Raw genomic sequence first — 14,319 nt, 5'->3', positions numbered from 1 at the left:
AGTCCGGATCTGGGCGGTCCGGAATTCCTTGATTCTTGAGGCCGGGAGAGTTGACGATCACGTAATGAAAGGTTCACAGACCCGCCGGTCGCTGTTCCGGTGGCATCGGGCCTTTGTTTTCGTCATACGGAAATCGCAGCCATGTCCGTTTTAACGGGTTTCAAACTTTCCCGTGGAATTTTTTCGGCCACCGCCCTGGCGCCGCCCTGGCACCTCCCACAGCCACCGCCCGGCCGTACCGCTCCACCCTTCACTCTTCACCCTTCACCCTTCACCCCCACACGATCGCCTGCGTCTCGCTGTACGCGTGCAGGGCGTACGAGCCCACGTCCCGGCCGACCCCCGACCGTTTGAAGCCCCCGAAGGGCGCCTCCATGTGGCGCCCGACCGTGTTCACGCCCACCCCGCCCGCCCGCAGCCGCCGCGCCACGCGGAAGGCGCGCGCCACGTCCCCGGACCAGACGTAGCTCAGCAGCCCGAAGTCGCTGTCGTTGGCGAGGGCCACCGCCTCGTCCTCACCGCCGTCGAAGGCGACGACCACGACGACCGGGCCGAAGATCTCCTCCCGGACCACGCGCATGTCGTTCGCGCAGTCCACCAGCAGCGTGGGCGCCACGTAGAACCCCTTCCCCCGGGAACTCCCCGGGGAGCCCGCCGGGGCGTTCACCACGGGCCGCTCGCCGCCGTACGCGACGCGCGCGCCCTCCTTGCGCCCCAGCGCGACGTACGCCTCCACCCGGTCCCGGTGCGCCGCCGAGATCACCGGGCCGACCACCGTGCCCGGGGCCGACGGGTCGCCGACCTTCATGAAGCCCAGGTAGGCGGTCAGCTTCGCGACCAGCCGGTCGTGGACGGCCCGGTGGACGAGGACCCGGGTCGGGGCGGTGCAGATCTGGCCGCTGTAGAAGGAGAAGGTCGTCCCGATCCCCGCCACCGCCGCGTCCAGGTCGGCGTCCTCGAAGACGACCGCCGCGCCCTTGCCGCCCAGCTCCATCAACTGGCGCTTCATCGACCGGCCGCAGACCTCCGCGATGCGCAGCCCGACGCCCGTGGACCCGGTGAAGGAGACCATGTCCACGTACGGGGAGGCCACCGCCGCCTCACCGACCGCCACCGCCTCGCCGCCCACCACGTTCACCACCCCCGCCGGAACGCCCGCCTCGTGGAGCGCCCGCGCCATCCGGAACACCGACAGCGGGTCCTGCGGGGCCGGTTTGACCACCACCGTGTTGCCCATGGCCAGCGCCGGGGCCACCTTGCCCGCCGGGTTGGCCCACGGGTTGTTGTACGAGGTGACGCAGGCGACCACGCCGACCGGCCGGCGCGCCTCCAGCGCGCCCAGGACGGCCGCCCTCCCCATCGGGCCCGCCTCCGTCACCTGGGGCACGAACCCCCGCTCCACCGGTTCCAGGGCGCCCCTGGCGTACCGCCGGAAGCGGGAGATCCCCACCCCCAGCTGCATACCCCGGGCGATCGCGGGCGGCGCGCCCGTCTCCGCCCGCGCCAGGGCCGACCAGGGCTCGAACTCCCGCCGCATCACGTCCGCCGCCCGGTCCAGCACCGCCGCGCGCTCCTCGGGCGCCGTCCGGGACCAGCCCTCGAACGCCTCGGCCGCCGCGCGGGCCGCCTCCTCGACCTGGGCGCACGAAGCCTCGGGGGCGAGCCCCACCACCGACTCGTCCGCCGGGTTCACCACCGCGTAGTGGCCGCCGTCCGGCTCCACCCACTCGCCGCCGATGTAGAGCCGCTGCCCGGCCTCCGTGCTCGACGGGTGCTCACCGCTCATCGGGTGCTCACCGTCCTGGTGTCCCGGCCCGAGCGGAGCACGGTGCCCGGGACGGCCCCGGTCACCTCGCCGTCACGGACCGTCTCGACGCCGTTGACCCGTACCGAGACGACGCCGAGGGCGCGCGCGTCCAGCCGGGGGCTGTCGCCGGGCAGGTCGTGGACGAGCCGGGCCGGGCCCGCGTCGATCCGCTCCGGGTCGAAGAGGACCAGGTCCGCGTGGAAGCCCTCGGTGATCCGGCCGCGCCCGCGCAGCCCGAAGAGGCGCGCCGGGTCGTCGGTGAGCATCCGTACCGCCCGTTCCAGCGGGACGAGCCGGCGCCCGCGCAGGCAGTCTCCGAGGAACCGGGTCGTGTACGGGGCCCCGCACATGCGGTCCAGGTGCGCGCCCGCGTCGGAGCCGCCCAGCAGGACGTCCTCGTGGAGCCAGGTCTCCTGCCGCAGGGTCCAGCTCGCCGGGTCGTTGTCGGTGGGCATCGGCCAGAGCACCGTACGCAGTCCGTCCCCGGCGCAGATCTCCACCAGGCAGTGGAAGGGGTCCTGCCCGCGTTCGGCCGCGAGGTCGCGCACGACCCGGCCGGAGAGGCCCGCGTTCTCCTTGCTGTAGGTGTCACCGATGACATAGCGCCCGAAGTCGGCGAGGCGCCGGAAGACCCCGGCCTCCTTGCTCCCGGCGCGCCGGAGCAGCTCCGCCCGGACCGACGGGTCGCGCAGCCGGGCGATCCGCTCGGGGACGGGCAGGCCGAGGACCTCGCCCCAGCCGGGGATCAGGTTGAGCGCGCAGAAGGTGCCGAGCGACATGTTCATGGGGGTGAGGATCGGCATCGTCAGCGCGACGACCCGCCCGCCCGCCGCGCGCGCCCGCGCGCTCACGGCCAGCTGGCGCGGCACCCGCTCCGGGACGGCGGCGTCGATGGTGAGGACGTTCCAGTTCAGCGGCCTGCCCGCGGCGGCGCTCATCGCGACGAGGAGGTCGCCCTCCTCGTCGGAGAACTGGTCGAGGCAGCCCGCGACGATCGCTTCGAGCTGGGTGCCCTCGTGCTCGCCGACCGCCCCGGCCAGGGCGATCAGCTCGGCCGGGCGGGCGTGCCGGGAGGCGACGGGCGCGCCCGCGCCGTCGGAGTGGGTGGCGGACTGGGTGGTCGACAGGCCCCAGGCGCCCGCGTCCATGGCCCCGTGGAGGAGGAGGGTCATCTCCCGCAGCTGCCCGGGGGTGGGCTGCCCGCCGGTGGCCGCCTCGCCCATCACGTGCCGGCGCAGGGCGCAGTGGCCGACCATGAAGCCCGCGTTGACGGCGATCCGGCCCTCCAGCGCGTCCAGGTACTCGCCGAAGGTGGACCAGCCCCAGTCGACCCCCTCTTCGAGGGCCCGGAGGGACATCCCCTCGACCCTGCTCATCATCCGGCGCGTGTAGTCGGCGTCCCCGGGCCGCGCCGGGTTCAGGGGGGCCAGGGTGAAACCGCAGTTCCCGCCCGCGACGGTGGTCACGCCGTGGTGCATGGAGGGCGTGGCGTACGGGTCCCAGAAGAGCTGGGCGTCGTAGTGGGTGTGCGGGTCGACGAAGCCGGGGGCCAGCACGAGACCGGAGGCGTCCTCGGCGGTCCGGGCCGCCTCGGTGACGGTGCCGGGCGGGGCGACGACGGCGATCCGGCCGCCCCGCAGCCCGACGTCGGCGGTGAACGCGGGGGCGCCCGTCCCGTCCACGACGGTCGCTGCGCGCATGAGGTGGTCGAGCATGACGGTTCCCCTCCTGGGCTGCCGTGCGGGGCGCGGTGCGAGGTGCGGGGCGGGGTGCGGGGCGGGGTGCGGGGCGGGGCTGCGGAGCCACCGGCGCGGGCCCCGGTGCTACTGGCCCCCGGCGCTACTGGCCCGCGGCCTCGCGGAAGCGGGTCGTCCGGTGCACCGGGTCGGTGTCGATCTCCGGGATGACGTGCTCGCCGATGAGCCGGATGCTGGTGAGCGTGTCCTCGCGGGAGACGCCGATGGGCAGGCCGAAGGAGAGCTGGTCCGCCCCGGCCGCCTCCCACCGCCTGCACTGCTGGAGCACCTCGGACGGGTCCCCGCAGATCAGCAGCTCCTCGGCGATCAGCAGCTCGATGATCTCCGCGCTGTACTCCGGGAGCAGCTCCGGCCACTCCGGGACGCCCTCGGGGCGCGGGAAGGTGTCGTGGTAGCGGAAGACGAGCGACTGGAGGCGGTTGAGGCCGCCGCCCGCGGCGATCTCGACGGCCTTGTCGTGGGTCTCGGCGCAGATCGCGGTCGAGGTGACCATGACGTTGTCGTTGACGAACGCCCCGATGGCCTTCGCCTCCTGGATCGCCGTCTTGTACTGCTCCAGCACCCAGGACATGTCCGAGACCTTCTGCACGCTGAACCCGAGCACCCCCAGGCCCTTGCGGGCCGCCATGGCGTAGGAGGAGGGCGAGCCGGCGGCGTACCACATGGCCGGGTGCGCCTTGCCGTACGGCTTGGGGAAGATCTTGCGCGGCGGGAGCGACCAGTGCTTGCCCGAGAACCCCTCGTACTCCTCCTGGAGGAACATCTTGGGGAACTCGGCGATGGTCTCCTCCCACATCTCCTTGGTGTGGTTCATGTCCTCGATGCCGGGCAGGAAGCCGAGGATCTCGTGGCTGCCCGCGCCCCGGCCGGTGCCGAACTCGAAGCGGCCCCGGGAGAGGTGGTCGAGCATGGTGACCTTCTCGGCCACCTTGACCGGGTGGTTCACCGGGGCGAGCGGGTTGAAGATGCCGGAGCCGAGGTGGATGCGCTCGGTGGCGTGGGCGAGGTAGCCGAGGAACACCTCGTTCGCCGACAGGTGCGAGTACTCCTCCAGGAAGTGGTGCTCGGAGGCCCACGCGTACTTGAAACCGGACCGGTCGGCCTGGATGACGTACTCGGTCTCCTCCATCAGCGCCTTGTGCTCCGCCCCGGGATCGACCCGCGACCGCGCCTGCGGTACGTACCCCTGCACGAAGAGCCCGAATTCCAAGGGAGTTCACCGTCCTTCTGTTTCTGACGTTCCGTCAGATTCGATGGACCGACTGTTCCACCGCGGGGCGGGAGCGTCAATACCCGGTACGGCGCCGGGCAGGCGGGGGCGGGGCGGACGGGCGGGGGCGGGGCGGACGGGCGGGGGCGGGGCGCCGGCGGGGCGGGGGGGGCGGCGGGGCGGGGCGGCCCGGGGTCAGAAGCCCTGCGGGCCCATCACGATGACCGGCTCCGCCGCCGGGTCGAGGGTCTCCAGGACGGTCCGCATGGCTGCCTTCGGGACGCCGACGCAGCCCTGGGAGGGGCCGCCGTGGTCCACGTGGAGCCAGATGCCGCCGCCCCTGCCCTCGCCGTCCGGCCTGACCGGGTCGAGCGGGGAGGTCCCGGGGCGGCGGTTGTAGCCGATGGCGACGACGTGGTCGAAGGAGCCCGCCAGGGACTCGCCGTTCACCCCGCGCCCCGAGGCGACGAAGGAGCCGTTCTCGTCGTACGGGAGCCGGGTGCCGGGCGGCGCGGGCAGCAGGCCGCCCGCGTCGGTGAGCGCGAACACGCCCTCCGGGGAGGTCAGGTCGCCGTACGCGCGCTCCGTGGACCAGCCCCTGGCGCCGTTGCGGGCGGGCCAGCTCCCGGCGCGGACCCAGTCGGCGCCGGGCGCGGGGCGGGTGTAGAGGGCCGCGGTGGCCTCCGAGGAGTCCTTCGCCCTGCCGAGGACCAGGACGAGCTGGCGGGAGCCTGCGGGAATCCGGGCCCGGGTCCGCTCGCTGATGCCGGTCAGGCCCTGGAGCCCGTCCCGGCGGTCCCCGCGCGCGGCGCGGCCGGGGTCCGGGGGCGGCCGGTCGTCGGAGGCGCGGGCCAGGGCGGCGTCCGGGCCGGGCGCGTGCTGGACGGTGTACGCCCAGCAGGCCCCGAGGGCCAGCAGGCAGGAGGCGGCCACGAGGGCCGCCCGGTCCGGCGCGCGGCGCGCGTGCCGGGACGCGTGCCGGGACCGGCGGACGCGGGAGAGGGGGCGGGAACCCGGGCGGGCGTGCTTGCTCATCGGCCCGACCGTACACAGACATGCCCCGATTTCTCCGTTTTCACCCCGGTCCACGGCGATCCTGTGTCGGGAGAGCAGGGGGGCGGGGTCCGGGGACGGGTGGCGGCGGGGACGGGTGTGGCGCGAGGGGAACCAGGTGCACCCGGGGTACAGGCGACCGCGCGCCCGGAGGGGCCCGCACAGCTGGCCCCCGCGCGGCCCTCACACCCCGTGGCGCCCCGGTCGTACGCTGATCTGATGCGAACTCCACGCCGTGCGGCGCGCGTTGTCATCGTCTCCCCCTCCGGCTCCGTGTTCCTCTTCCGCGAGAACAACGTGGAGGTCGGCATCCACTGGCTGCCGCCCGGCGGGGGCATCGACCCCGGCGAGACCCCCGAGGAGTGCGTGCGGCGCGAGCTGCGCGAGGAGACCGGGTGGACCGATCTCGCACCGGGCCGGCTGCTGTGCACCTGGGAACACGACTTCACCCACCAGGGCATACCGGTCCGCCAGCACGAGCACATCTACGTCACCGCCGGACCGCACCGCGACCCGGTCCCGGAATCGCCCGGCATCCACTGGCGGTGGCTCACCCCGCAGCGGCTGGCCGCCCTCGGCGAGCCCCTGTGGCCACCCCGCCTGCCGGACCTCCTCTCGGACGCCCCGGCCGGTCCGGTCCACCTGGGCCTGATCCCCCACCGGCCCCAGACGCCGGGACCGCCGCCGGGACCGGTCCGCAGGGCGTGGCGGGGCATCACCTCGGCGACCCCGCGCCGGAAGGACCGGCAGAGCCGGGGCTAGTGCCGACGCGGCACTAGTGCTGTGACCGGAAAGGTTCACCGGCCCTCGACGCCCGGCACGGCGCCTCGCCGCGTTGTCGGACCACGCAAGTACGTCCAGTACAAGCCGTGACCCTCCGCCTTGCGATGCGCTCGGCATCCGAAGGATCAAGGCAAGAGCCGAGACGAAGTGAGCGCAGCGAACGCAGTCGCACCGGACGCCGCGGGCCTACCGGCAAACCTTTCCGGTCACAGCACTAGCGACGGCCTCCGGCGGTGGCGCGGGAGTAGAGTTCCGCCGCCCAGGGGCCGAGGACCGGGCTCGTGGACACGTCGTCGGTGTCCCCGCCGGTCAGCACCCCGATGATCTTCCCGTCCCGGGCGATCCAGGCGCTGCCGCTCGTCCCGGCGGGGAAGTCGGCGCAGTCGAAGCGCTGCTCCCCGGGGCCCTGCCGGACCGCGACGGCCGTGCAGGTGCGGGGCACCTTGCGGTCGGCGGGGTAGCCGGTGACGGTGACCTCCTCGCCCGCGCGGCCACCGGTGTCCAGCACGGCGCCGCCGGTGACGTCCTCGATCCGGCGGCCGGAGGCGTCCGGGGCGAGCCGGGCGAAGGCGAGGTCGTAGGCGTCGTCGGTGGACTCGGCCCACCGGGGGTCCTCGAAGACCTCTTCCAGCTTCCACGTGCCGTAGGGGGCCGTGCCGTTCGCGTACCCGGGCACGAACACCGCGCCCCCCTCGCCCTGGTCCCCGGCGAGCAGGCAGTGCCCGGCGGTGACGACGAGGTCGCGGCCGGGGCTCCGTACGACCGTGGCCGTGCAGAAGTGGCCGCCCTCCAGGCCACCCGTGAACAGGGCCCCGGTGAAGGCCGCGGGCCCGCCGGGCACCGGCCCGCCGGGCGCCGGGGGCGCGGAGGTCGGGACGGGGCTCCCGGGCGAGGACGAGAGCTGGGGCCTGGCCTCCCGGGTCCGGGGCGGCCCGGCCGACGGCCCGGCCGACCCCGGCGCCCCCGACGGCCCCCCTGCCGCCTTCGCCCGTACGGCCGGGGCCCCCTCGGGCACCGGCACCACCTTGGTCATGACCGCGGAGGCGCCCAGCGCCGCCGCCGCGCACAGCACGGCCGTCACGAGGGTCCGCTTGTCCACCGGCATGATGATCCTTCCGCCTCTGCCCCGGCGAAGCATGCCCCGCCCGCCCCACGGGTCGCAAGACCGACCCGTCGCCCGGCCCCGGACGGCCCGGACGGGCCCACGGACCGGGCACGGACGGGTCAGTCCGCAGTACCCCTCGGCACCACCCAGCGCACGGGCTGGCCGGTGACGTCGGCGATCAGGTCGTAGTCACCGTCGTAGTGCAGGACGGTCGCCCCGTGCCGTTCGGCGGTCGCCGCGATCACCAGGTCCGGCACGGAGACCGCCTTCCAGGTCCCCGCCCCGATGAGCCGCGTCTGCACCTCCGCCGCCCGCTCCCACGCCTCGTCGGGGGTGGGCAGCCGGTCGAAGCCGCGCAGTTCCTCGCGGATCTCCTCTGCTTCGGTCCGGCTTCTGGCGCTGTACAGGACTTCGAGTTCGACCGCGCCGCACAGCGCCAGCACGCCCGAAGTGTGCAGGGGGTCGAGCACCGCCCGCACCGCCGGCCGGGGGTAGCGGGCGAGGGCGGACTTGTCGATGAGGAAACGCGTGCTCACGCCGCCACGTCCTGCCCCGGCCCGGCCGGGGGCACGGGCAGGGCCTCGGCGGGGGCTGCCGGGCCGGTGAGGCCCGGCAGCCGCCCCTCGGCGAGCCGGGTGAGGAACGCCTCGCGCTTGCGCCGCTTGACCACATCCGCGAGGGCCGCGTTCACCGTGGCCACCTTCGTCTTCGTCCCGAAGATCTCGGCGGCCTCACCCAGCAGGGCGTCGTCCACGTCGATGACGGTTCTGGCCATGGCGGACCTCCTGGGCACGGGACGCTCTGACCCTCTTCGCCCTCCCCTCAACGATATCAAGATCGACCTCAAGAGATATCGCTTCTGCGGCGACAGCGGCCGTCACCGGCACCGGCCCGTTACCCGGCACCGCCGTCCCGCCCCCGGCTACGGGCCCGGCCAGAGGCCGTCCGGGGTCAGGCCGAGGAGGTCGATCGCGTTGCCGCGCACGATGCGGTCCACCACGTCCGGGGCCAGGTGGGCCATCTGGGACTCGCCGACCGCGCGGGAGTTCGGCCAGGTCGAGTCCGAGTGGGGGTAGTCCGTCTCGTAGAGGACGTTGCCCGCCCCGATCGCGTCCAGGTTCCGCAGACCGAAGGCGTCGTCGAAGAAGCACCCGTAGACGTGCTCCGCGAACAGCTCGGACGGCGGACGGTGGACCTTGTCCGCGACGCCGCCCCAGCCGCGGTTCTCCTGCCACACCACGTCGGCCCGTTCCAGGATGTACGGAATCCAGCCGATCTGGCCCTCCGCGTACATGACCCGCAGGCGGGGGAAGCGTTCGAACTTGCCGCTCATCAGCCAGTCGACCATCGAGAAGCAGCAGTTGGCGAAGGTGATGGTGGAGCCGACGGCGGGCGGGGCGTCCGCCGAGGTCGAGGGCATCTTGCTGGACGAGCCGATGTGCATGGCGATGACGGTGCCGGTCTCGTCGCACGCCTCCAGGAAGGGGTCCCACGCGTCGGTGTGCACCGACGGCAGGCCCAGGTGCGGCGGGATCTCCGAGAAGGCCACCGCCCGGACCCCCCGCGCCGCGTTCCGCCGGACCTCCGCCGCCGCCAGACGGGCGTCCCACAGGGGGACGAGGGTGAGGGGGATCAGCCGGCCGTGCGCGTCCGGCCCGCACCACTCCTCCACCATCCAGTCGTTGTACGCGCGGACGCCGAGCAGGCCCAGCTCGCGGTCCTTGGCCTCGGTGAAGGTCTGGCCGCAGAAGCGGGGGAAGGTCGGGAAGCACAGCGCCGACTGGACGTGGTTGACGTCCATGTCGGCGAGGCGCTCGGGAACGGAGAAGGACCCCGGGCGCATCTGCTCGTAGGTGATGACTTCGAGCCGGATCTCGTCGCGGCTGTAGCCGACGGCGGTGTCGAGGCGGGTGAGCGGGCGGCACAGGTCCTCGTAGACCCACCAGTCGCCGACCGGGCCGTCGTCGCCCTTGGCACCCATGACCGGGGCGAACCTGCCGCCGAGGAAGGTCATCTCCTTCAGGGGCGCGCGGACGACACGGGGGCCGCTCTCGCGATATTTGGACGGGAGCCGGTCCTGCCAGACGCGCGGGGGCTCCACCGTGTGGTCATCCACCGAGATGATCTTCGGAAAGGTCTCCATGTCCCTCACGGTAGCGCCGATCTGACGAGGCGTCAGCTAGGCCGTTTCTTCCGGATCATGCCGGTCGGGCCCGCGCCGGCCGGTGCGGTGCCCCGCAAGGCGGAGGCGCGCCCGCGCACTGGACGTGCTCGGGCGCTCCGGCAGCCCGGCGAGGTGCGGTGCCGGTCGGCGCGGGCGGGCGGGCGGGGCAAGAGCCGCGAGGGACGGCCCGGTTGGGAGGCGCCCGGTCCGCCACGGGCTGACGCCCTGGTGCGGAACAGGGCAGACTGGCCCTGACACCGACGGAAGGCAGGGGGGACGACAGATGGACGGCGTACCGGCCATCCCGCACCAGCGGAACCACCCCGAGGCAGCCCGGCCCGCCCCCTCGACCCCGGCGCCCGGAGCGAAGGCCGCCACGGCCGGAGCCGGGACCATCACTCCCGAGAGCGGGACGGCGGCGCCGGACGCCGGGGCCGCCGCGGGGGGCCCGGAGGGCCCGGGAACACCAGCCGTCGCAGGGGGCCCGGGAGCACCGGTGGGCCCGGTGGGACCAGTGGCCCCGACCAGCCCAGTGGGCCCGGCAGGCCCGGTCGTCACCGGAGCCCTGGCAGCCCCGCCTGCCCCCGGGGCCCCACTGACCTCAGCCACTCCCCACACCCCGGCCGCTCCAGCCACCCCAGTCGCCCTGGCCACCCCAGGGACTCCCGAAGCCCCTGGCACCCCTGGCACCCCCGAAACCATGCCCACCACACCCGGCACACCGTCCGCACCCGCCGCACCCGCCGCCCTCACCACCCCCGCCGCACCCGGCGGGGAGAGCCCCGACGCGTCCGCCGCCGCCGGGTCACGGTTCTCCGTCCTCGGGCCCATCCGGGCCTGGCGCGGAGCCGAGCCGCTGCCCTCCGGGACGCCCCAGCAGCGCGCCCTGCTCGCCGTGCTCCTGCTCTGCGACGGCCGCACCGCCACCGCGCCCGAACTCATCGACGCCATCTGGGGCGAGGACCCGCCGCAGCAGGCCCTCGCCACCATCCGGACGTACGCCTCCCGGCTGCGCAAGGTCCTCGATCCCGGGCTGCTCGTCACCGAGTCCGGCGGCTACGCCGTCCGCCTGCGCTCCGCCGCCACCCTCGACCTCTGCGTCGCCCGCGACCTCGCCGCCGACGCCGAACGGGCCCGCGCCGCCGGGGACCGCGCCCGCGCCCGTACGCTGCTCGCCCGCGCGCTGGACCTGTGGGACGGCGAGCCCCTCGCCGGAGTCCCCGGCCCGGCCGCCGCCACCGAGCGCATCCGGCTCGTCGAGTGGCGCCTCCAGCTCCTGGAGACCCGGCTCGACCTCGATCTGGAGGTCGGCCACCACGCCGGGGCCGTCTCCGAACTCACCGCCCTCACCGCCGCCCACCCGCTGCGCGAACGCCTACGCGAGCTGCTGATGCTCGCCCTCTACCGCAGCGGCCGGCAGGCCGAGGCCCTCGCCGTCTACGCCGACACCCGGCGCCTCCTCGCCGACGAACTCGGCGTCGACCCGCGCCCCGAGCTCTCCTCGCTCCAGCAGCGCATCCTGTGCGCCGACGCCGACCTGGCCCGCGTCGAGGAAGCCGCCCCGGCCGCCGCGGCCGTCCACCGCAAGCCCGCCCAACTGCCCGCCACCGTGCCCGACTTCACCGGCCGCACCAGCTTCGTGGACGAGCTCGCCGCCATCCTCTCCGGGGCCGAGGCCCAGGTCATGGCCGTCTCCGCGCTCGCCGGCATCGGCGGCGTCGGCAAGACCACCCTCGCCGTGCACGTCGCGCACGCCGCCCGCCCGCACTTCCCCGACGGCCAGCTCTACGCCGACCTCCAGGGCACCGGGGTCAGTCCCGCCGAGCCCGAGGCCGTCCTCGGCTCCTTCCTGCGGGCGCTGGGCACCCCCGACACCGACATCCCCGACTCCCCCGCCGACCGCGCCGCGCTCTACCGCTCCGTCCTCGACGGCCGCCGCGTCCTGGTCCTGCTCGACAACGCCCGCGACGCCGCCCAGGTGCGTCCGCTGCTGCCCGGCACCGCGGGCTGCGCCGCCCTCGTCACCAGCCGGGTCCGGATGGCCGGCCTCGCCGGGGCGCACCTCGTCGACCTCGACGTGATGAGCCCCGACGAGGCCCTGCAACTGTTCACCCGGATCGTCGGGGCCGAGCGGGTCGGCACCGAGCGGCAGGCCGCCCTCGCCGTCGTCGGCGCCTGCGGTTTCCTGCCGCTCGCCATCCGCATCGCCGCCTGCCGCCTCGCCGCCCGCCGCACCTGGACCGTCTCCGTCCTCGCCGCCAAACTCGCCGACGAGCGCCGCCGCCTGGACGAGCTCCAGGCCGGCGACCTCGCTGTCAAGGCCACCTTCGAACTGGGTTACGGGCAGCTCGAACCGGCCCAGCAGCGCGCCTTCCGCCTCCTGGGCCTCGCCGACGGGCCGGACATCTCGCTGCACGCGGCAGCCGCCGTCCTCGACCTGCCCGAGCACGACACCGAGGACCTCCTCGAAGCTTTGGTCGACTGCTCCCTCCTCGAATCGGCCGCCCCCGGCCGCTACCGCTTCCACGACCTCGTACGGCTCTACGCGCGTGCGTGCGCCGAGCGGGACGAGCAGCCGGGCGGGCGCTCGGCCGCCCTGGACCGGCTGCTGGACTTCTACCTGGCCACCGCCTCCGGGGTGTACGCGCTGGAACGCCCCGGTGACCGGCTCGTCGCGCACCTCTGCGCCACCCGCTACCCCGGGCTGGCCTTCGCCGAGGCCGGGGCCGCCCTGGACTGGCTGTACGCGGAGGCGGACCCGCTGCTGGCCTGCGTCCGGCAGGCGTCCGTCCGTACGGCTCCCCGTGCGTCCGGCGGCGCGGGCGGCGGCGCGGGCGCCCGTACGTCCGGCGGCCCGTCCGGCAGCCCGTCCGGGCGGGCCGATGTCCTGCGGCGGGCCGTGGACCTGCTCTGGGCGGCCAAGGACCTCGCCGAGTCCGGGGCCAACTCCAAGCAGTACGAGTCGGCCGCCGTGGCCCTGCGCGACGCCGCGCACGCCGCCGGGGACCCGTACGCCGAGGGCCGGGCCCGCACCACGCTCACCAACGTCCACCTGGTCGCGGGCCGCTTCACCGAGGCCGACGACGAGGCCAGCCGGGCCATGGCGCTCGCCCGCGCGGCGGGCGACCCGCTGCCGAGCTGCTGGGCGCCCAACGACCGCGGGATCATCGCCCTCTACCAGGGCCGGTACGCGGACGGCGAGCGGTACCTGCGGGAGGCCATCGAGAACTTCCGGGCCGACGGCAACCACGTCGGCGAGGCCAGCGCGCTGTGCAACCTCTCCCGCATCCACGTGGAACTGGGCCGCCTCACCAGCGCCATAGACCTCGCCCAGCGGGGCATCGCCGTGTACGACCGGATGGGCCTGACCCTGCGCCTGGCCAACGGCCGGTACGCGCTGGGCATCGCGCTCACCCAGGCCGGCCGGCTCGGGGAGGCCCTCGCGCAGCTCACCGAGGCCCTGTCGCTCTTCCACGACAACCGGCAGCCTCTGTGGGAGGGCGTGACCCACTTCCGGCTCGCCGAGGCCCATCTGGCCGCGCACCGGCCCACGCTGGCGGCCTCGCACGCGGAACAGGCCATCGCGCTGCGCGGCATCGGCGGGGAGTGGCGCCGGGCCACGGTGCTGACCGTCCTGGGCAAGGCGCTGCGGGCCCTGGGCCAGACCGACCGGGCGCGGGCGTGCTGGCGGGACGCGGAGACCGTCTTCGCCCAGCTCGGTTCCTCCGAACTCGACGAGGTAAGGGCCCTGTTGGCGTCCGAGATCCCGGCGTGACGTCCCCCGGCGGCCTCTGACGGCCTTCTGAGTGCCTCTGAGTGCCTCTGACGGACCGTGCCGGAGGTGATTGACGGGACGTTCATCGTTCGTTTATCGGGCCGCGCCAGGATGAGTGCATCGACTCGCCGCACCGGGGGGAGCAGGCGAGTCGGTTGTGAGGACTACCCGTTCGGCGATCCACGGGGGAATCGCCGAACGGGCTCGACACATCCATCAGGAGATCCGATGACGACGACGACGAACGAGAACACCCTGACGAACGAGGGCGACATCAGGCCCTTCGACAACCATGCTTCGGGCATCGAGATCAAACCGTTGGACGGCCACACTCCCGGCGGCAACCCGCTGGGCACACCGGACCTCTCGGCTCCGGCCGAGGAGATACGGACGCTGGACAACCACGCGTCCGGCCCGCGCCCGTAACGACGGGCGTCACAGACCACGGGGGAACAACGGGGGAGCGGGGGAACGGCGGTCGCGGTGGCCAGGAGGGGGACCACCGCGACCGCCGTACGTGTTCTGCCGTAGGTGTTCTCGTGCTTCTCGTGTCCGTGTTCTCGTGTTCGTGTTCTCGCGATGTGTTCCCGTGACGGTCCGGACAAGTCGTCTGTCCGGTCGTCCGTCCGGTCATTTCGTCCGGCCGTCCGGTCGCTCCGAAGGCA

11 protein-coding genes are annotated in these 14,319 nt (G+C 74.3%); 3 read left to right on the top strand and 8 right to left on the bottom strand.

All coding sequences use genetic code 11. The annotated features are described in order from the left end of the window. Window positions 1-271: 271 nt before the first annotated feature. The 4 genes from ACIA5F_RS19290 to ACIA5F_RS19275 form a co-directional block, all read right to left on the bottom strand. Window positions 272-1,786, bottom strand: coding sequence for an aldehyde dehydrogenase family protein (locus ACIA5F_RS19290; RefSeq protein WP_399354451.1), 1,515 nt, complete (start codon window positions 1,784-1,786; stop codon window positions 272-274). Then, a complete protein-coding gene (locus ACIA5F_RS19285; RefSeq protein WP_399354449.1) occupies window positions 1,783-3,522 on the bottom strand; it encodes an amidohydrolase family protein in 1,740 nt (579 codons plus the stop codon). The genes ACIA5F_RS19290 and ACIA5F_RS19285 overlap by 4 nt, the downstream gene beginning before the upstream one ends. Before the next feature lie 124 nt (window positions 3,523-3,646). Further along, window positions 3,647-4,774, bottom strand: coding sequence for an LLM class flavin-dependent oxidoreductase (locus ACIA5F_RS19280; protein ID WP_399354447.1), 1,128 nt, complete (start codon window positions 4,772-4,774; stop codon window positions 3,647-3,649). 195 nt (window positions 4,775-4,969) lie between these two features. After that, a complete protein-coding gene (locus ACIA5F_RS19275; RefSeq protein ID WP_399354445.1) occupies window positions 4,970-5,809 on the bottom strand; it encodes a L,D-transpeptidase family protein in 840 nt (279 codons plus the stop codon). Between the two features lie 237 nt (window positions 5,810-6,046). On the opposite strand from ACIA5F_RS19275, the gene ACIA5F_RS19270 reads away from it, so the two are divergent. Further along, the gene (locus tag ACIA5F_RS19270) at window positions 6,047-6,589 is read left to right on the top strand and encodes an NUDIX hydrolase (protein WP_399354444.1); all 543 of its coding nucleotides are present in this window, start codon (window positions 6,047-6,049) and stop codon (window positions 6,587-6,589) included. Window positions 6,590-6,824: 235 nt separating this feature from the next. Here ACIA5F_RS19270 and ACIA5F_RS19265 read toward each other — a convergent pair whose 3' ends face one another. From ACIA5F_RS19265 to ACIA5F_RS19250, 4 genes are all read right to left on the bottom strand, one after another. Beyond that, entirely contained in the window at window positions 6,825-7,715 is an 891-nt protein-coding gene (locus ACIA5F_RS19265; RefSeq protein WP_399354442.1) for a trypsin-like serine peptidase, read from the bottom strand. Window positions 7,716-7,834: 119 nt separating this feature from the next. Further along, complete coding sequence (locus tag ACIA5F_RS19260) at window positions 7,835-8,251, bottom strand: PIN domain nuclease (RefSeq protein WP_399354440.1); 417 nt, start codon at window positions 8,249-8,251, stop codon at window positions 7,835-7,837. Then, the gene (locus ACIA5F_RS19255) at window positions 8,248-8,490 is read right to left on the bottom strand and encodes a type II toxin-antitoxin system VapB family antitoxin (protein WP_399354438.1); all 243 of its coding nucleotides are present in this window, start codon (window positions 8,488-8,490) and stop codon (window positions 8,248-8,250) included. The genes ACIA5F_RS19260 and ACIA5F_RS19255 overlap by 4 nt, the downstream gene beginning before the upstream one ends. A gap of 147 nt (window positions 8,491-8,637) precedes the next feature. Further along, window positions 8,638-9,858 (bottom strand): amidohydrolase family protein, encoded by a 1,221-nt coding sequence (locus ACIA5F_RS19250; RefSeq protein ID WP_399354436.1) that lies wholly within the window; start codon window positions 9,856-9,858, stop codon window positions 8,638-8,640. A gap of 721 nt (window positions 9,859-10,579) precedes the next feature. Here ACIA5F_RS19250 and ACIA5F_RS19245 point away from each other — a divergent pair. Together ACIA5F_RS19245 and ACIA5F_RS19240 are read left to right on the top strand one after the other, a co-directional pair. Then, complete coding sequence (locus ACIA5F_RS19245) at window positions 10,580-13,654, top strand: AfsR/SARP family transcriptional regulator (RefSeq protein WP_399354434.1); 3,075 nt, start codon at window positions 10,580-10,582, stop codon at window positions 13,652-13,654. Between the two features lie 228 nt (window positions 13,655-13,882). Next, window positions 13,883-14,080 carry a hypothetical protein gene (locus ACIA5F_RS19240; RefSeq protein WP_399354432.1) on the top strand — a complete coding sequence of 66 codons (198 nt, stop codon included), beginning with the start codon at window positions 13,883-13,885 and terminating at the stop codon, window positions 14,078-14,080. Window positions 14,081-14,319 lie beyond the last annotated feature (239 nt).

Origin of the sequence: Streptomyces sp. NPDC051567, from assembly GCF_044454165.1 — a bacterium.
GTDB lineage: Bacteria > Actinomycetota > Actinomycetes > Streptomycetales > Streptomycetaceae > Streptomyces.
The sequence above is the reverse complement of the archived record's forward strand: the minus strand, read 5'-3'. Positions and strand labels throughout refer to the sequence as shown.

Excerpts from the sequence above, each read along its gene's own strand:
- ACIA5F_RS19290 (WP_399354451.1), bottom strand. The coding sequence starts at position 1,786 with ATGAGCGGTGAGCACCCGTCGAGCACGGAGGCCGGGCAGCGGCTCTAC.
- ACIA5F_RS19285 (WP_399354449.1), bottom strand. The coding sequence starts at position 3,522 with ATGCTCGACCACCTCATGCGCGCAGCGACCGTCGTGGACGGGACGGGC.
- ACIA5F_RS19275 (WP_399354445.1), bottom strand. The coding sequence starts at position 5,809 with ATGAGCAAGCACGCCCGCCCGGGTTCCCGCCCCCTCTCCCGCGTCCGC.
- ACIA5F_RS19270 (WP_399354444.1), top strand. The coding sequence starts at position 6,047 with ATGCGAACTCCACGCCGTGCGGCGCGCGTTGTCATCGTCTCCCCCTCC.
- ACIA5F_RS19265 (WP_399354442.1), bottom strand. The coding sequence starts at position 7,715 with ATGCCGGTGGACAAGCGGACCCTCGTGACGGCCGTGCTGTGCGCGGCG.
- ACIA5F_RS19255 (WP_399354438.1), bottom strand. The coding sequence starts at position 8,490 with ATGGCCAGAACCGTCATCGACGTGGACGACGCCCTGCTGGGTGAGGCC.
- ACIA5F_RS19250 (WP_399354436.1), bottom strand. The coding sequence starts at position 9,858 with ATGGAGACCTTTCCGAAGATCATCTCGGTGGATGACCACACGGTGGAG.
- ACIA5F_RS19245 (WP_399354434.1), top strand. The coding sequence starts at position 10,580 with ATGCCCACCACACCCGGCACACCGTCCGCACCCGCCGCACCCGCCGCC.
- ACIA5F_RS19240 (WP_399354432.1), top strand. The coding sequence starts at position 13,883 with ATGACGACGACGACGAACGAGAACACCCTGACGAACGAGGGCGACATC.